An 18172-nucleotide genomic window follows, 5' to 3' on the forward strand; every position below is an offset into this window, starting at 1 on the left:
TTTAACGTGGCATCTACCGCTGAAAGCAAATGCTGTCAAAATCCCAGAAGAACTCAACAGCCACCCCAAACTGCGCGACACGGAAATTAGAGCTTAAAAAGCACCAAACCATTCTGACCCCCATATAGAGTAACGCCATCAGGTACAGTTTTCTTGGATACCAGCTCTTTATGTACTTTAAAACCACACTCAGAAGCCTGTGCACGGGCGTAAGATAGTGACACTCTCAAGTTCGTCATATTGACTTTGGCCGGTAGCTCTTCGTAGCCTTTTGGCATACGAAAGCCTTCCATCCACTTATCCCACAAGTAACGCAGGCGCGAATCTCTATTAATAGAGTGCTTATATTTTCGACCAAAATAAATCACAGCGACTCCGCCGGGCTTTAAAACACGATTAATTTCTTGAAGATAGTGTTCAAACACTTCTATTTTTTCCAGATGCTGAAAAACAATAAAAGAATAAGCACAATCCACGCTGTCATCTGGCACCGGCAAATTCTTACCATCAGACTGATAAAGCGTGAAATTATCTATACCTCTGGCATTGAGTTCTTCGGCAACTTTCTCATTGTTCTCGTGGATATCAACACCGATGGCATGTTTAAACGAACGACTGGCTGCCGCTAATATACGCCCTGCCCCATGACCAATTTCCATGATCACTTTTTCTTCAGGACGGCTGATATGCGGTGCAAACTCTTGCGCCATATGCAATGAAAAATCCCAGCTACCACGAACAAATGCAGTGTCTTTATCCTTAGCTGCGTCAAACCATGTAAAGAAGGTATTGTCGTTGGTCTCAGCAGCTTTAGAGATCTCTTCTTTAAATCCCACTACATGACCGCGAGTTTCAATCTGTTGTCCAGTTGCCATTATTGGTCCTCTACCCTATTCATTTGTCGGCCGAGCTTTAATATTACGCTTGGTTTGCGCCAGATAATCTTTAGCCATTCGCAGGGCATCTTCAAAATCGGTGCCATCAGCACCTTTTTTATCTCTTCGATATACCAGCTTGTCAGAAATTAACTCGCTCATTGCCGTGGTATTTCCATCTTCACATAGAAATAATTCAGTCTTGTTCACCGCATGCCGGGTCTCGTCTGACTCATAAGCAAAAACAGGCACGCCCATGGCCTGAGCTTCCAACAACACATTTGCTGTCCCCTCCACACAGGAGGTATGCAAAAATGCATCACTTACAGCAAGGTAAGGTAAGGCACTTTCCTGAAGACCAGCCATTTTGATGTAGCCCTGCGCATTCAACGATTCAATCAACGCCGACACTTCTGAAAACAAAGGGCCGTCCCCTACTATAACGGCAAATATGTCAGAATTCTTGAGGTGTGCTTTATGTACTGCCTCAACGAAATCCATTGGTCGCTTGCTTTCAATCAGACGCATGACACCACAAACCAACAGGTCGGTTGCACCTATAGATAGCTCACTGCGAATTGGCGATAACTCTGTAGGCTCTAGATAAACTGCATTCTCAATACAACCTAATTCGATTTCAGTAGCATCTAGCCATCGTAAATACGATGTCCTGCCTGTCGGGCTATTGCATACCATAGTAGCGCGTTGACTTTGCAGGATATGTAGATATAGCTCTTTCATGACCTGAAAAGGAGCCATAGTAACGAATCCTGGTACCTCGGCTGGTGCCTGGCTACGGGCGGACAATATAAGTTCACCGCATTGAGTAAATAATGTTGAAAGTCCTAACAGAACATTCATATTGTCCAGGAACCCTATGGACAAGAATGGCGAAAACATTTTCTGAACATCAATCAACGAAACGAGCATGCTTGCAAATCGCGGAGGAAAATACTTATCCAGTCGCTCTCCATTAACTATTAATGATGAGTATTCCAGCTGACGTATTTGTGGCGAGCTAACCCGGTTAACGCCAGCTTCCTGCAACCACATTTGCCACTCATTGGTGCCTTCCGCGTCATTGCCATACGTGTAAAAAAGTACTTCATAATCGAGCTTAGCCAACGCGATGGCCAGTAACACCATCTGACGGTCGGCTCCGCCTTTAAACAAGTTAGGTAGTGCGAGTAAAATCCTATTGTTCGCCAATTTAGAGGGGTGAGATGCTGCTTTCCCTAAAGGGAAAAGATTTTTCAAACTACTCAACATGACATCAATGTCTTGCTGAAGCCAATAATCTACCGGCGCAGTTACTTGGAAAGCACCATAACCAGCAATCTGCTTTAAAATCTGTTCTCCGAAAACCTTTAGGTCTGCAAAAACCACCAGAATGATATCTTCTACACACAATGATGAAAGCTTGGCATGCCCGAAGACCGGTATACCTGAGACCATTCTTCCTGTTTCGAGCTGCTCACTGTTACCATCAATGATTCCTTGAAATGTGTAAGGCGCTCGCGTCAGCTGAATGTGGGCATCCTGAGATACGCCCCAAGCCCAGGCTTTTTTTGTACCACTTTGAGCAGCGCTATGAAGCGATGTATCACAGGTAATCAATGTCTACTCCCGCTCAAATCCTGATTTTTGGGGCATTAACGAATTCAGCGCATCAATGACGATTTGCTTGGAGTGTTCAATTCCTTCGAGTGAGACGTCTTCAGCGGTGTAACGCCCTTTGGACATTGCATCGTTAAGGCAGTACATCTGGTATTTACCTGAACGAATTTCAGCGCATGCCTTTTCAACATCCTTTACGGTTCTCAGCTCCACATACTTCCTGCGCTCGAAGGCATTTTTTACTGTGTCTGGAGAAAAGTTTCCGGATACCAGCTGCCAGTTCCGCATGAGATATTGGCTCACATCGTAGTTGCTCCTGAAGCGAGATTTTGATGTTCTCTCAAGGGCTTCAGGTTCTTTTGACCAAACTTCATCAAAGGTAGATTTTAGAAAAGGTTGAGGATGGTGATATTCAACAAATCCAGTGAATACGCGCCATTTCATCAGCAACAGCGTATCGAGCATTCTCAACCCGTAACCTAAATGAAACCATTTTCTGAAGTACTTACGGATAATTTGGTTCTTAGTAAGTTTCTGGCCTTTGTGGCGATTAAAATTTTTATTTATAAGCTCAAGGTTATTAAGAATGACAGGTGCAATGACTCCGTCACTCATTACATTGGCTATCGCTACATTTACAGGTAATCCATCTCGAAAAAAAACTTCTGGCTGCAGATGTTCAAGAATGAAACAGTCGTCGTTGAAATAGACGAAATGATCAGATAGCCCTTTGATACGATGAAAGTTTACTTCTATGGGATGACTGTTGAATACCGGAAGATTTTGCTTGTCCATGTAATCGCGATGATTGACTATAACGAGTTTTGGATGGTTAGTGTCAAGCCATTTGGGCAAATGCCCATAAGTAACGAAATAAATTTTGTTAACCCAGGGGGTAAATTGCTCAAATGCCCGAAAAAGATACTTTAGATTACCCCAATCACGAAACCGTTCGGTGCCATTCATGATTTCGCTTTCAGGTGCATAGCGAGCGTAATCTCGCTGCCATGCAGGATCATTACCATCTACCCAGGTAACAACAAAATCAATTGGGTTAAAACTCGACATATTACGCGAATCTACCCCATTGCTTTGACTATATCGTAAAGATTGTCCAGGCCATTTTTGATATCTTGGATGCTCTTTTTATTTATAACTGAAAGGGCGTTTTTTAAGTTAGTTGATGATACATCTGGCGTTCGTGGTAAATAAATCACCTCGCACAGCTCATTTAGGTGGTCAAATTTACCCTGCCAATCGCTGCCCATACCAAAAATATCAACATCAAATTCTTTAATATCATCTGCCTTTTGTTGCCAATGCTCCTCTGGTATCACCATATCGACACACTTAAGCCCAGCAATCATGCGTGCTCGTTGCTCGTAGGAAAATAAGCTTCTTTTGCCCTTCTGCTGATTAAACTCATCAGTAGAAACGCCTACAATCAACTTATCCCCCTTAGCCTTAAGGCCTTCGAGGATATTCAAGTGACCAATATGTAGAAGGTCGAAAGTGCCATAAGTAAGTACAGTGGTCATAACGAACGCATTACCTCGGACTTGCTAGAACACAGTGGCATTGGTCAAATCTCCTAATCCCCAATCTTTTTTAGGTGTACGCCAGTCACCATAGTGACGTTCGAGGTAATCTTCTACCCTACCTGGAATATTAAGTTGCTGCCCAGCAAATTCGATGCTGCCTAGCGTTTGCAGATGATGACTGGGCATCCGAATTCCACGAGAGGCCAAACAATAATCCATCCATTCCCCATCAGAGTATTTGACGAAAATATCCATCATGGGTAGCTTGCTATCGGCATCTTTTGGGCAGAGTTTTAACGCCCTCACTGCGCCTTTGGGCACATTACCAAACTGGGTGGATGAAGTTTGCTGATGTAACTGCCAAGGTTCGGATGTTGTATATTGTAAATCCGCCAAAAGCCTTTCCACTGCGTCTACCGTTTCTGCTAAGTAATTGGCATCTATCGCTATATCTAAATCATCATCCCAGGGGATCAGGCGATTGTCTCGATATATGCCTAGCAAAGTGCCAGCATCCACATAATAAGCTATCTCAAGCTCCGAAAGACGTTTGCACACTCGTTTTAGTAGGTAAACAGCAAATTGCTCAGTTTCGGCATCTTGCCCTAATGTGACTTCTTTAAGATCCGTCCATTTGACCGATTCAATGAGTTCAGCCGCAATTTGATGGGTAGACATTAACTGTTCTTTTATTTGCTCTGCGAATTCACTGGCAATCAATACTCGATCATATTTCATGGAGCCAAGATCGTCTGGAGATACTACCGGCAGACCGTCAATCACTTGACCAACTTTACTTTTATCATTGTCACAAAAGGCGATAAATTGAAACTGTTCTGCCAAATTATGCTTGGCTGCTAGCCCAGCTTTACCTGCGCCAAATAAAACAGCTTTGCTTTTGTTGTCTGATGTTGTCGCTAGCATGTTAATTGCCCAAACGCTTCGCATAAATCCACCCCATCCCAGATATGCTGAAATGACAAGGCTTTACCTAAGGATGTCACCCTTTTTACATAGTGATTAGTCATCAATTCATTTTGCATGGCATCAGGTATATTAAAAACAGCAATAGTTTGTAGTTTATCGGCATAAGGTAATGAATCTAAAGTATCGACTCTGATGTTGAGCAACAAGCCATGGCCAGTATGGATGTCAAAATAGTCTGGCAGTAATTTGTCTAAATCAAGACATGTTATATGGTTATGTTCTATGGTTTTAACTGCAGGTTTGTGAGTAATGACCATACGCTGACAATCAACAAACTGTTCTACCTGATCACGCATATCAAAGCCATTTTCTTTGTTTGCTAAAACTTGGTTGAGCTGTAGAAAGAAAGCGTTCTGTAATTGTTCTGATGTATTCCACCAAACGATGGCTTTAGGTGAAGAGCAAGCTTGTTGACGAAAAGGCAATAGATCTTTGACCATTGCCTCAACGGCCTGTGGTATTTGCTCTGCATCTTCAATCTGCATAAGTGCAATGGAATAACGGTCTGGAAAGGTTAATTGGTTAGCATGAGGCGCTATGTGGTTTATGGCATCGATACTGTTATCTCCTCCCCAAATCACCCGCATATTTGCCCATTCAGACAAAGTCACTGTCACACCTGTTGATGTCGCAGGATATTCAATAATGGAAATTAACTGCTCAAACTCGGAATTGGCATATTGGTAAAAAAACCCTTGAAGCAAGTCAATAAGTTGGTAAACCAGAGCGCCACTTCTGTTGCTCACTCTGACGATATTTTGATTTCCCGCCAGCACTGACAATAAGAATGAATAGAAGAACACGGTATCGACATTGGCAGGCCCTACATGAAATACCGCAGGCGTTTTTTTTGCCTCTTTGAACCTTGCCTGCCCAGGTAACATCTTAAGCAAGTTAGCTTTTCTAGCCCAAAAACCCAGGGCGACTATTTCCGGATATTCCTTGCTAATTTTATGCTGCAACAAAAATCTGGCGAGGCTATCGACCTCCAGGATAAGTTGGTCGCTCCAAGGCTTTATGCTTGCGGGAGCATGCGGCGCTTTGATATGCCATTTAATGTCTTTATGTTCAGCTAAATCAGGAAAAGGTGTCACTGCACCCCCTCACCTCGGCATTGGGTACACGTCCTGACACCTTAAAGTACTTACCTTTTAAACCACAGCTGCAATCATCCTCGCCAACTATATAACCAAGATCTTCTGTGAGAATACAATGCCCTGGGTAGCTTCTGGCCAGAACGGAGGTCAGTTGTATCAAGCCGACCTGCTGAAAAGGCAAAAACGACAGATCTACAGGGTTGCGAATGGCAATATCTGACCATACTGGACAATGAAAAAAGCCTTGTTCACATTCCATATAAATAGTGCCTGTTTGCTCAACCATGCCGTAATAGTCATGTACACGTACATCGCCTAACTGGGTTTGGATTTGCTGTTTAAATGTCTGATGAGAAACAGACGCCTTTTGCAGCTTTTTCCAGCCACCACCATGAATCAATATCGAATCTTGCAGTTCGAAGTAAATATTATGTTTTTGCAACTGTTGTATAAAGCTATGCCAAACCATAAAGGTAAAACCAAACAGCAGAACGGACTGGCCTTTAAATTGTTCAAAAAAATTGGATACCTTATCAATGTCCAGATTCATATTGGCATCGAGGGCATAGGTATGGCTGCGACCAAAAAAAGATAAGCCTTGCAATCCTGCTGCCCTGGCAGTCATTCCACCTGTTTTTTTAACAGTATGGGGAGAATCAATAAGCAACATGGGTCGACGTGATTTACCCAACCAGTGCTGCAATATTCTCGTCAACACTTTGGTTTGCAATTGAGCTGTTTCTTTATCCAAATATATTTTCGATGACTGGCCAGTGGTGCCAGAAGAATGCAGTACTTTGTATACTTGATCATCGGAAATACTCTTTAATTCGAATTCTTTAAAGAGCCTAACAGCCAGATAGGGGTAGTTACACAATGCTTTTGAATCATCCCATTTGAACAACTTATCCACCAGGCGATAGGCCTGACTACGGAAACTGTGGTGTTTGTGCAAAATTGAAAGCAGAGGTAACAAAATGCGTTCTTTTTCAGGCTGAAGAAAATGATATACAGGGCTCTCTAGAAGCTCCTCGTATTTTTCTTCAAAAACGGCCATGTCATCCATGTACTGTTTCATTTCTTCATCCATTTATGCCCCCTTAAACCTAGCACTAGTGCGCAAAAAAGGACATAACTCGAAAACATTGTCTACTATGTGAGCCCTTTGTTCTTCAGTAATGAGCATCTGAATAAACTTAGATTTTTCGACTGGAGTAGGAAGGCGTATTGCACGCGCACCGTTGCTCATTAATAAATCTTGATTTTTTAAAGGTTCATAGGAAAAACCTATTACTCTGCCACAATCATATGCATAGGGAAAATGAGCTAATATCTTTCCAAAATCAGCATAAATTTCATCTAGCGCAGTTACAAGAAACTTTGGAATCATTACCTTAATTTTTGAACTGCATTTTGCATAAGCAAAGGCTAGATAAACATGGAACAATGGATGACAACTAGCAGGTTGGTTGTGTTGATGAAAGTCTCCTGAACTGAATAAAATAGGCGCATTGATATTTAAGCACTCTAAATCTATATATTGCCCCTCAATAAAGACGAGCGACCAAGGTAGATTAAATAGATTTGGCTTCAGACGAATTTTATCCAAATCTGAGACATACAAGATGTTTAATGATTCTGCATTGGCTTGTCGTGACTCTATATCCGATAGACTAAACACTTGAACCTTGTTGCCAATATTATTTACTTTAAAACACTCTTTAACGATTAGGTTTAAATTATTTTGATCAGTGACGAGCGTAAAGTTTTCATTTCTTACCTGCTGAAAGTAACTTTGAGTTCTTTGATTAATAAATGATGAAGAAACATCAAAATAAGTATCATTATCTGATAACAACCAAGCAATTTTTTGTAAGTTTTTAAGCCACAACTCCTTAGCTTGGTCAAAAAAGGACAAGTCACCATCAGATGTAAGATTTAGCATTTTTACCATCAAGGCATTAGCATAGTTCGAGGTACCATAGAGATAATAAAAAAGCAGCGAATGGCCTTTTTGATAAGATCTGAATAATTGATTTTTAACATCATCCACAATGGACATAGCTTGCTGATCAGATTCTACATCTTGGTTGATAGTATCAATTAAGTCACTAAGTTCATCAAGCAGCAGCGCCTTTGAATATTTTTGCGAGAATTCTTGCGCGAACCTATCACCTTGTACTTTAATAAAAGCCTTGTCGTCAAGGGCTTGTATTGCCCTATCTTTAGCTTGGCTGTTAGATACAATAAGCACATTCTCAATTCTGAGTGGTACAGCACCAGCTATTTTTGCGCCATTACTGGTGTTAAAAAAATCCCCTACTGCGGCTCGCAGAGTGTCCTCTATCACCATTTTAGAGACTTTGAATTCATGTTTGGTATTCACAGCTGACTGAAAATTACCTTCGACAATTAGTCCCGTATAGTTACTGTCCTTGTAATCGATCAGTGGGTTGCCTTTCTCGTCGAAATAACCAGAAGCTTTTGAATGATGATGTTCAACATCTAAAAATCCTAAATCCACCCCCATAAAATACAGCTGACCAAATCCCAACGTAGTAAAGAGGTCAACTACAAAGTTGCTGACGGTTGGAAATGAAAAAGTTAAAGCGTGAAAATTTTCTTTACCCAATACATTTAATGCAGATACTGTCGAAGACTCCCCTTCTTTAAAGGAGATAAGCACATTTTTGTATAGATTGCAGGTATCAGGATGGACACCGTTACAAGATATTAAAGTTATCTCTTTTAAATAATTTAACGAACCAAGGCGCATGGCCCAATCATAGGTGGAACGATTTTGCTCAATTTCAGCATGATAATCAGGCCTAATGCCATTTTTATATAACACCTGAAGCGAGGTTCCGCATGAAACGATAATAGCTTGGTCTCTATATTCTTTAATTGTATCAATGGAATAATCTAGAGATGGACCGTTTCCCACGATAAAAACAGGCACATCTTTATTTTCAATACTGAGCAATTTTCTTGGCGTATGAACTAAATGAGGGTAAGAACGTTTAAGTCCTTCAATCGTATGATTGATACCAAAGTAAGCATGATCAAAGTATTCTCCCATGGAGATAACTACTTGCAGCTGTTCACGCAGTTGCGCGACGGCAGAGACTAAATTTGGGTTGTGGTAACTCTGGTAAAAATAAGTATTAGCCAACACATAAGGGCCAATGGCATAAAACTGGTTTAATAAGTCTCTAAACAGATTAGTACCGTCATCCCCTACATTGATATAGAGGCGACCATCAGACTCATCAATGGTCTTTAAGATGTGATGCCAATCAATGGAGAATAATGAGGCATAGAAGAAATCCCGATTTGGCTCACATAAGAAAAGTTTTTCTACCTTACGCTGTTCAAACAGACTTTCGAGCTGATAACCCAAGCCTATGCCAAAAATGATCAAAGATTTAAGCGACTCTGGTAACAGCCCTAGCTCTTCTTCATTCTCTAGTAAGGATTCGGTCTGATTAACAAACTGGTAGTGGAGATAGTGTCTGAGCTTTTTACCTTTATAACCTAACACCAAGCCATCTTTGTTGGGGTGTTGGGAAAAGTTGTCAAAATTAGCCTCAGCTTCTGTCTTGGGCTGCTTTCCGCACCAAGGGGTCAAGGTGGCCTTGTGTAGCAGGTTGACCTGCCCATTTTCATTTGTGATGGGTAACCAGGCTTGTGGTTGATAATCTTTAAATTCTTTATAGATATTGGGGTAATAATGCTGAAAGGCAGCGATATTTTGGGCAAATGTTTCAGAGTTCTCTGCGTCTATATCTTGGTAACCGTCAAGCTCGAATCTAGGTTGCCAATTGGCAATATAATCAGCCCCATTCATCTGCATATCATAGCGAAGTCCTTGCTGAATTAGCTTTGACCAAGGCTGACTTTGCAGCTGATTCTCTAACGCATTAAACACCGGGTGATTGTAGTGTTTGTATAAATAAAACCCGTCTATACCCACATGCTCTTGTAACTCGCTGACATCCTTAAGTAAATCTCGACCGTCTTTGCCTACTTGTAAATAGATGCCTGTCCCTTTTTTACTGGCTTGTTCGAGAATGCTTTTCCAATCTTCCGCCAGTACCGATGCTTGAAAGTACTGGCTCTCAGGCTCGTAAATAATCAGATGTTCCACATCAAATTGTTCAATCAGGGCTTTAATATGGCTACCTAAACCAATGCCCAGCACCACCATGGCTTTAATGCTTGATGGTAATGGCTGGCGTTGCATATAGGCTTGATAAGCAGCTAAACTTTCTAATGTATTATGGCTCTGTGCTGAATCATCTGCTGGCAGTTGCTTGCCACTAAAATCCACAAACAGACTGTGGTTGCTATACGCATCAAGCTGAGCCTGAATTTCTTGCTTGGGATGGAATCCATACAAGGTTCTGCCCGCCCCATAGTCGACTAAATTTAGTTGGCCCCACTTGTTGGCAAACACGCCAATATTTTGTGTGTGGATATTTGTCACTATTGGCAACAAAGAAGGAATGTAACGAAGAAAGGCTTCGATATTCTGATGGTGGGTCTTCTCAATCAACCGGGCGAGATCAGCCTCAAGCTGCTCCTGACGCGTTTCATCTTGCTCTATATGTTGTCGAATATCTTTTAGCATTATCTCTCTACTGTGTTACTTCTTGCACTGCTGACTCAGCTTGCTTCAACATCTGCGCCAACTGCTGATAATCTCTTTTACCATTAGCGTTAACTGGCACTTTATCTACTTGCATTACTGTTATCGCGCTGGGGTGCAATTGCAACCATTGGCTTAACTCTGTTTTTAATGCATCTGTATTTTCACAATCAACTATGGCCACTTGTAGTTGGCTGTCATTGCCTACGCACAGTGCCTGATAACCTCGTGTACTGAGTTTTTGCTCTACCTCATCCAGATTCACTCTTTGACCAAACGGCTTAATGATGCGTTTACTACGGCCTGTGATTTTAAAATCACCGTCATTGTCTCGATGGGCCAGATCACCGGTAGCGAGCCACTCTAAAGGCTTAAATTCTGCTAAATTGGCTTGCGTTTCTGCATAACCGAGCATTACGTTTTGCCCTTGATAATAGAGCTCACCTTCGGCATTTGCCTTGTCTATCCAGCCACCATCAGTTGATTTTAATGCCAATTTTCCACCCGGAATAGCTTGGCCGATAGAGTCTGCTTTAGTTACGACTTTTTCAGGGGAAAGGTAGGCCATTCGGGCGGTGGCTTCGGTTTGCCCATACATTATATAAAAGAGTATGTTATGTGCTTGTGCATAGTCCACAAGCTGTTTTGCTGTGTCGGTATCTAGCTTGCCACCTGCTTGGGTAATGTAGCTTAAATGTGGCCAGTTTTTCTTTGTAATGCCTAAACGCAGCAACATTTGCCAGCTATGCGGCACACCAGCAATACTGGTAATTTGCTCTTGCTCAAAACATTGCCAAAACTCTCTGGCAGTCACAGGGGCCTGGTTAAGCACAATACAAGCACCAGCGTTAAGATGACTATTAATAACCGACAAGCCATAAGAATATGCGAAGGGTAAACTAGTAATGGTTTTACCTGTTGACTTAATAGGTAAATAGGCACAGATGGAATCTGCATTGGCCTGAAGATTTTGCTGACTTAAGGCCACTTGCTTGGGAGAGCCTGTACTGCCAGAGGTAGATAATAGCAAGGCCAGCTCTTCAGCCATGATTATCGGCTTTTCACTTAAGCACTGGATTGACTGGCCTGTAATCAGCAAATTGGGCTGATACCTCTCTATAAGTTGTTCAAGCTTGTCTTGGCTTAGCTTACTCTCCACCAGCATCAACACATGGGATGCCTGTAGCGCAGCCAGATAAATGACCAAGGTATAAAGGTCATTATCAGCTTGCAGCAAAATAAGCTTTCGCCCTTGTGGGGCCAGCGCACTGAGTTGCATCACCTTTTCTTCCACCATGGAAGATAGTGCCTGATAGCTAATGGCTTTACCCTCTGCTATGCACGCGGGTTGCCCGGAGAATGAAGCAAGCTGGTTGAAAAACATCAGAGACGCATTCCACCGTCAATGCCGATTATTTGCCCTGTGATATAGGCCGCATGATCGGATAATAAAAAGCTTATTAAATCAGCTACTTCCTTGGCTTCTCCGGCGCGCACAAGAGGAATGTGGCTGAATATTTGCGCACGTTTTCCTTCCGAGTAGCTGGCAACTAAGTCGGTATCGATAAAACCTGGCGCAACAGCGTTAACCCGGATATTAAAAGGAGCCAATTCCTTGGCCGCCGACTTTGTCATACCGGTGACCGCCGCCTTAGACATGGCATAGCCTATTTGCCCGCCACTGCCCTGCTCACCAACGGCCGATGACAGGTTGACAATGCTACCGGCTCGTTTGCGCATCATAATACGACTGGCCAATTGTAAATGCAGAAAACTACCGACAGCGTTTACATCAAACTGCTCGCGTACGCTTTGCAGTCTTGTCATAGCCAGGGCGCTGTCTTGCATAATACCCGCACAGTTCACCAGCCCATCAAGCCCGTCCGATTGAATCTGGGCGAAGGTCCGTTTTACCGCATGTTCATCGGTAACATCGTACTGAAAACACTTTACACGGTCTGTTAGTGTCGCACACAAGGCATCCAGCTTTGCGGTGTCTCGGCCTTGTAACATCACGTCGGCACCAGACTCATGGCAAAGCTTAGCAACCCACTGACCTATCCCGCCAGTGGCGCCGGTGATCAGAATGCGCTTTCCTTGTAATGCTGCACTCGCCAACGGTTTATTCAAATGAAACCCCGTGTTTAGTCAAAATCTCTTTCGCTTTGCCGACACTGCTCATATCAATAATGTCATCGGTATCAAGCATCACATCAAATTGGCCTTCCAACTCTGCTATCAGAATCATATGTGCGGTAGAATCCCACTCGGGAATACTGTTGTAAGCTAACAGGTCCTGTACTTGCTCTTGTGCAATGGCAAGTGCGCTGGAAAAAGACTGGACTAATTTTTGTTGGTTACTCATAAGCTCTTACTGTTTAGTACTCAAAGCTTTGATAGCTAATTGAGTAAAGGCATAAACGGATTGGTAATACTGTTTTCTTATTACTTCTATAATAATTTGTCGGTCAATATTCAGATAATCATGCACCAGAGCATTGCGCAGACCGATAGTTTTGCGCCATTGCAGCAATTGCTGCTCGGTCAACACACCTTTTTCATGTAAGCGACTGAATGTCTGGTATGCATCTTTGGGCGGCGATACCTTTAATAATTTGCTCCAGTGTTTTGCCAGACCAATAGCGGATTCAACCAGTAACTGCAGCAAGCGTTCTGCGGAGCGATATTCGTGAACTGACAAATCCCGCTGAACAAGAATGTCTTCCAGCCCAACCAGGTCGCCCATAATCTGTTCAATGTGACTTTCCATTGCCTCGCAATAAGGGGCTAACGGACTATTGCTGGATTTCATATTCATGCTCCCAGCGTGATCTAATCCGCTGCTCTTCCATCATTTTTCTTCTTATATCTGCCACATACAATGGGCGGTCGTCATCGACTACTGTCATAGCCAATGGAATAGGCGCTAAATTGATATCAACCACAGATAAAGGCGTGGATAGTGTCTGTTGCCAATCAAGCGCCAGACTTTCCGGGCGCAATCTTGCGTCCAGAGCAGAATCTTTGATAAATGACTTAAAAGCGACCGCCAAATCATAATCACTGTTATCAGTTGCCGTATTTCTGGCACGGGAACCATATAACCACACAACAGCAATGTCAGGATGTGCTGCAGCCAGCTGTTTAATTCTCTGCTCAATTGGCTTTTTTTTGGTCATTTCAATTGCTTCGTTTAGTCCGGCCTAGCAAGGCCTTTATAGATTCGCTTGCAACCCTGTAACTTTGGTAATCTAAACAAAGTTCAATCAGGTCGTCCTTTGCTAGCTGTTTATAGCCAAGCTTCGCATTGTACTTGAGGGCAGCCGTATTGTCGGCTTTCACTCTGGCTTGTAGCAACTCTGTACCTAAACGTTCGAAACAATAGTCGTTTATTAACAAGGTCGGGGAAAAGGCCAGAATATTGCCCCTGTAACGGTTATCGGCAATATACAGCCCTGGCTCCAGTACTTTCGCTGTTTCAATACTGTCGCCTTTATGCACTGTTTTGATATTTGCCACACCAATGGGTTTATCTTTGTAACAAATGAGCCAGTGCCGCTGGGTGTTATCTTTAAGGATTTTACTAAACCAGGCTTGCTGTTGCTCGGCACTGATTCGTTCCTGGCTAAGCATAAAGCGACTTACTTCCGGGTCATTACGCCAGGCTCTGATTAGCTCCAGATCCTCAGCTTGTATATCCCGCAACACAACCTGATAACCACTTAATTCCATCAGGATTCCTTAGCCAAGTTTAACATTGCCCGTATAACCCGCACGGCGCCATTGATATCAGCATACTTTAACGCGTTGCTATGCATTGCAGTGAGTTTGTTTTCATCCGGCCATAACACAATGATATCGTTGGCCATAGCGTTGGCAGAGAAGCTTGTCCTGCTATCATACAGTTGGCACCAACCTTGTTGACTCGCTTGTTGCGTTGCATTTAGCTGGTTATCTGCCACAACGGTCAGCAATGCCGGCGTGGCACAAGCCAGCAGTTCAAACTGACTGCCGCCGGCTGCACTAATAGCCAGTTTTGCATGGCTATAGGCATCCGCCATCTGTTGGCAGTTATGAATATGCTGAATCGTTAGTCTGGTTTGTTGCAAAAAGCTCTGAAGTTCAGTTAAAACGGGATAAGCAGCACCGGTAATCACCCTGATGGGCATATCTGCCCCGGCACTATCCAAAGCTTTTAGCAAAGGTAAGGTCAGATTGGCCGGGTCGCTGCCGCCCATAGTGATCAATAGTGAATTACGCTTAGCCCAACTGGTTTCCGCGTAGGTAAACTCCCGGCGCAATACCCGAAACTTCTCGCCCAGGCAATACTTCGCATCAGGGGCGCTAAGGTTATAGCCTAATTGTTCAGCATTCGCTGCGCCGTTGATAACCAGATCCGCATGTAACATTCCGGAATTATTGTTGTCATCAAACAGGGCCAATTGACAGCCTGTTTGCTTAAGGGCTTGTCGGTAGATTTCATTAAACTGATAGCCATCCAGCACCACTATATCGACCTGCTGAAAGGCTGGCTGCTGACTTAGCCAGGCGATTTCATCCTGCTGGGTCAAACCTTCTGGAATGGTTAATACTGCGCCCACCCAATCATGGCGGGCACGGCAAAATGGTACTGTGCCGGGCAATACTGCAAAGGTTACCTCAATGTCTTCTGCTTGCAGATGTTGAGCCAGCGCCAGACAGCGCATCAGATGGCCTAAGCCCATCTGGCTATGCCCATCCACCCTGAATAAAACCCTATTCATAAAGATGATCAAACCACGGAGGCACAGAGAGCACGAAGAGGACAAATTTTACCAAAAAAACTACCCATTTAAAATTCTACAAATACCTTGGTGTAACTTTTCAACATTAAAGTTTAATAATAAGCCGTATCTAAGATTCATTAACTTTAAGTACGTCAGTAACTGCGCCTTATGGATAGGTTGAATAGCATCAACGGTTTTCAACTCCAGAATAACGCTATCTTCAACCAACAAATCAATACGATAGCCAACGGCTACTTGAATACCTCTATACCGTAAAGGCAGCTCTAACTGACGTTTGACACTTAACCCCAGCGTTTTTATTTCCTCTTCCAGACAAGCTTCATAGGCAGATTCCAACAATCCGGGACCAAGAGCCTTATGGACTTCAATTGCAGCACCAATAATTTTGCCAGTTAAGTCATTTCCATCCATAGACTATCTAAGTTCTGATTAGCGATACTTATTTATAGCAATTTCTTTGTGCTCTCTGTGTCTCTGTGGTTTTCTTCTCTCATCACTCTATAGATTCCCAAGACAGGGGGGTGCCTTTGGGGAGAGCTGTTTTGGCGGTTTTGCCCAGTACGCTGTCCCAGTGCTTAGGGGCCAGGCCAAAGGCCGGCCTCACTATGCGCAGATTATGTTTACCCAGGATGTCACCAGCCTGGATATCCGCACTGACATAAATAGAACGGCGGTATTGCTTAGCCTTCTCTTCGGCCTGACTGCCGCCATACACCACCTGCCCCATTGCCTGCCAGGCACGCATTGATTCCATCACCAGCGCATCTAATTCCTGCGGCTCCAGCGAAAAGGCAGCATCTACGCCGCCTGCATTACGATCCAGTACAAAGTGTTTCTCAATCACCGTTGCGCCAAGGGCAACTGATGCCACCGCCGCGCCAATGCCACCAGTATGGTCAGACAACCCCACTTGCACGCCAAAGGCGTCGCGCATGTGCGGTATGGTAAGCAGATTGGTATTGGCTGCCTCAGCAGGATAAGTGCTGGTGCATTTAAGCAATATAATATCCTGGCAACCCGCGGCTTTAGCGGTAGCCACTGCCTCTTCAATTTCCGCCAGGCTGGCCATACCGGTGGACATAATCAGCGGCTTACCCTTACTGGCGGCCTTGCGGATAAGCGGGATGTCGGTGAGCTCAAAAGAGGCAATTTTAAAGCAGGGCACATCCAGACTATCAAGAAAATCCACCGCCTGTTCATCAAAGGGGGAACTAAAAGCTTCCATTCCCAGGTGCCTGGCTTTGGCGAATAGCTGCGCATGCCATTCATAGGGTGTGGCGGCGCGTTGATAAAGTGCATGCAGTTTCTCGCCGTGCCACAAGCTATCCTGCTCTTCAATTACAAAACCCGGTTTTTGCACATCCAGGGTCATACTATCAGCGGTATAGGTTTGCAATTTGATGGCATGGGCGCCAGCCTTTGCGGCCGCTTCCAGCATCTTCATGGCGGTGGTCAGGTTCTGACTGTGATTGCCAGACAACTCAGCAATAATAAAAGGCGGCTGCTCGGGGCCGATGGTTCTTTGCCCGATATGAATAGACTTCATTGCGCCTGCTCGCTAAATATAGAATCAATACTGTCTGCCAACTGTAAGGCGGGTATAGGGCCTTCATGGGGATCGGTGGCGTAATCTGGCATCAGGGTGCGGGGATCCACATCGCCACATATCACCAGACTGGGGCAACCAACCGCTGTTGCCAACCACTGCGGTGCAGACGGCGCCGTCACCAGTAAATCCGATGCTTTTAGCTGCATCAGGGTTTGACGCAAAGACACCGAGCCATCAAACCCGGTCCAGACATGATAACCCCGATTTTCCAGTTCAGCTTTCAGCTCATCAGCAAAAGGATAGGCTCGCTCTGGTGTGCGGGATTGCGGCGCCAATGCTATGACTTTCTGCTGTTTGCCGATGCGTTTTAATTCCTGGTCGGCCGCCACCTGAATCGACATATCCATATCCAGTTGATCAAAGCCACAGCAACTGCGCAGATAAAATTCCGGATAACCGAAGTCAGGCACCAATCCCCCTTGCCACCATGGTGTATGCCAGCGCACCATGCTAAAAAAACTACTTTGCATATAGCTAGCAGGATCGTTCACGTATTCAGGTTTTAGCTGCTGTGACTGAAACTCATCAATCAGCGTCTGTACGGAAATGCTCATGGTATTTCCCATCACCTTTTCACCTGCGTCTTTCAAAAAGCGGCTTAAAAAGCAAGGCATAAACCAGGTATCCAGGTTCCAGATTTGATCGTACCCTTCACCGATAATTTGCTCTGCCAGGCCTAAGAAGGTTTCCATGGCGGGGATAATATGTTCGGGCCAGGCATCTTTGTCTAAGCCCCACACATTGACATCTGGCTCAGCCAGTTTTATCACTTCCTTACCGGCTGCAAAGGTCAAAAAGCTAAACTGTGCTTCGGGGAAGCGTTGTTTAAAGTAACGTAACGCTGGGATCCCGATGCAAGTTACATCGCCTAAGCCCAACATTCTGATTAACAGTATTTTTTTTGGCGCGTTATTTGTCACGTAATCCCCTAAATTTATGGCTTTACCACAGAGACACGAAGAGCACGGAGAATGTCGGGTGTCATAAACAACCAAGTTCTCCTCTGAGAAT

General features: G+C 43.9%; 18 protein-coding genes. All 18 read right to left on the minus strand.

Annotation, left to right across the window (positions count from 1 at the left end):
- Window positions 1–86 precede the first annotated feature (86 nt).
- The 18 genes from CSR04_RS07855 to CSR04_RS07940 all read right to left on the minus strand — a co-directional run bounded on the left by CSR04_RS07855 (window position 87) and on the right by CSR04_RS07940 (window position 18081).
- Window positions 87–875 carry a class I SAM-dependent methyltransferase gene (locus CSR04_RS07855; protein WP_102795720.1) on the minus strand — a complete coding sequence of 263 codons (789 nt, stop codon included), beginning with the start codon at window positions 873–875 and terminating at the stop codon, window positions 87–89.
- A gap of 15 nt (window positions 876–890) precedes the next feature.
- Complete coding sequence (locus CSR04_RS07860; RefSeq protein WP_102795721.1) at window positions 891–2492, minus strand: glycosyltransferase; 1602 nt, start codon at window positions 2490–2492, stop codon at window positions 891–893.
- A gap of 3 nt (window positions 2493–2495) precedes the next feature.
- Complete coding sequence (locus CSR04_RS07865; protein WP_102795722.1) at window positions 2496–3560, minus strand: Stealth CR1 domain-containing protein; 1065 nt, start codon at window positions 3558–3560, stop codon at window positions 2496–2498.
- Window positions 3561–3571: 11 nt separating this feature from the next.
- Window positions 3572–4030: a glycerol-3-phosphate cytidylyltransferase gene (gene tagD, locus CSR04_RS07870; protein ID WP_102795723.1), complete on the minus strand. Its 459-nt coding sequence runs from the start codon at window positions 4028–4030 to the stop codon at window positions 3572–3574.
- Window positions 4031–4054: 24 nt separating this feature from the next.
- Complete coding sequence (locus CSR04_RS07875; protein ID WP_172449279.1) at window positions 4055–4957, minus strand: nucleoside-diphosphate sugar epimerase/dehydratase; 903 nt, start codon at window positions 4955–4957, stop codon at window positions 4055–4057.
- Window positions 4951–6114, minus strand: coding sequence for an acyl-CoA reductase (locus CSR04_RS07880; protein ID WP_102795725.1), 1164 nt, complete (start codon window positions 6112–6114; stop codon window positions 4951–4953). The genes CSR04_RS07875 and CSR04_RS07880 overlap by 7 nt, the downstream gene beginning before the upstream one ends.
- Entirely contained in the window at window positions 6098–7207 is a 1110-nt protein-coding gene (locus tag CSR04_RS07885; protein WP_245921458.1) for a LuxE/PaaK family acyltransferase, read from the minus strand. Before CSR04_RS07885 ends, CSR04_RS07880 begins: the two co-directional genes overlap by 17 nt.
- Window positions 7208–10747, minus strand: a complete 3540-nt coding sequence (locus tag CSR04_RS07890) for a motility associated factor glycosyltransferase family protein (RefSeq protein WP_102795726.1) — start codon at window positions 10745–10747, stop codon at window positions 7208–7210. It lies immediately after the preceding gene.
- 7 nt (window positions 10748–10754) lie between these two features.
- Window positions 10755–12149 (minus strand): AMP-binding protein, encoded by a 1395-nt coding sequence (locus CSR04_RS07895; RefSeq protein ID WP_102795727.1) that lies wholly within the window; start codon window positions 12147–12149, stop codon window positions 10755–10757.
- Window positions 12149–12895 carry an SDR family NAD(P)-dependent oxidoreductase gene (locus CSR04_RS07900; protein WP_102795728.1) on the minus strand — a complete coding sequence of 249 codons (747 nt, stop codon included), beginning with the start codon at window positions 12893–12895 and terminating at the stop codon, window positions 12149–12151. Before CSR04_RS07900 ends, CSR04_RS07895 begins: the two co-directional genes overlap by 1 nt.
- Window positions 12888–13130 (minus strand): acyl carrier protein, encoded by a 243-nt coding sequence (locus CSR04_RS07905; RefSeq protein WP_102795729.1) that lies wholly within the window; start codon window positions 13128–13130, stop codon window positions 12888–12890. Before CSR04_RS07905 ends, CSR04_RS07900 begins: the two co-directional genes overlap by 8 nt.
- A gap of 6 nt (window positions 13131–13136) precedes the next feature.
- Window positions 13137–13577, minus strand: a complete 441-nt coding sequence (hepT, locus tag CSR04_RS07910) for a type VII toxin-antitoxin system HepT family RNase toxin (RefSeq protein ID WP_245921459.1) — start codon at window positions 13575–13577, stop codon at window positions 13137–13139.
- Window positions 13561–13944, minus strand: coding sequence for a type VII toxin-antitoxin system MntA family adenylyltransferase antitoxin (gene mntA / locus CSR04_RS07915; RefSeq protein ID WP_102795730.1), 384 nt, complete (start codon window positions 13942–13944; stop codon window positions 13561–13563). The genes hepT and mntA overlap by 17 nt, the downstream gene beginning before the upstream one ends.
- Before the next feature lies 1 nt (window position 13945).
- A complete protein-coding gene (locus CSR04_RS07920; RefSeq protein ID WP_102795731.1) occupies window positions 13946–14497 on the minus strand; it encodes a GNAT family N-acetyltransferase in 552 nt (183 codons plus the stop codon).
- Window positions 14497–15528, minus strand: a complete 1032-nt coding sequence (pseG, locus tag CSR04_RS07925; RefSeq protein WP_102795732.1) for a UDP-2,4-diacetamido-2,4,6-trideoxy-beta-L-altropyranose hydrolase — start codon at window positions 15526–15528, stop codon at window positions 14497–14499. The genes CSR04_RS07920 and pseG overlap by 1 nt, the downstream gene beginning before the upstream one ends.
- Window positions 15529–15588: 60 nt before the next feature.
- Window positions 15589–15963, minus strand: a complete 375-nt coding sequence (locus tag CSR04_RS07930; protein ID WP_102795733.1) for a GxxExxY protein — start codon at window positions 15961–15963, stop codon at window positions 15589–15591.
- Window positions 15964–16045: 82 nt separating this feature from the next.
- Entirely contained in the window at window positions 16046–17098 is a 1053-nt protein-coding gene (gene pseI, locus CSR04_RS07935) for a pseudaminic acid synthase (protein WP_102795734.1), read from the minus strand.
- Window positions 17095–18081, minus strand: a complete 987-nt coding sequence (locus CSR04_RS07940; RefSeq protein ID WP_102795735.1) for a glycosyltransferase family 9 protein — start codon at window positions 18079–18081, stop codon at window positions 17095–17097. Before CSR04_RS07940 ends, pseI begins: the two co-directional genes overlap by 4 nt.
- Window positions 18082–18172 lie beyond the last annotated feature (91 nt).

Source organism: Bowmanella denitrificans (assembly GCF_002887595.1).
Taxonomy (GTDB): Bacteria; Pseudomonadota; Gammaproteobacteria; order Enterobacterales; family Alteromonadaceae; genus Bowmanella; species Bowmanella denitrificans.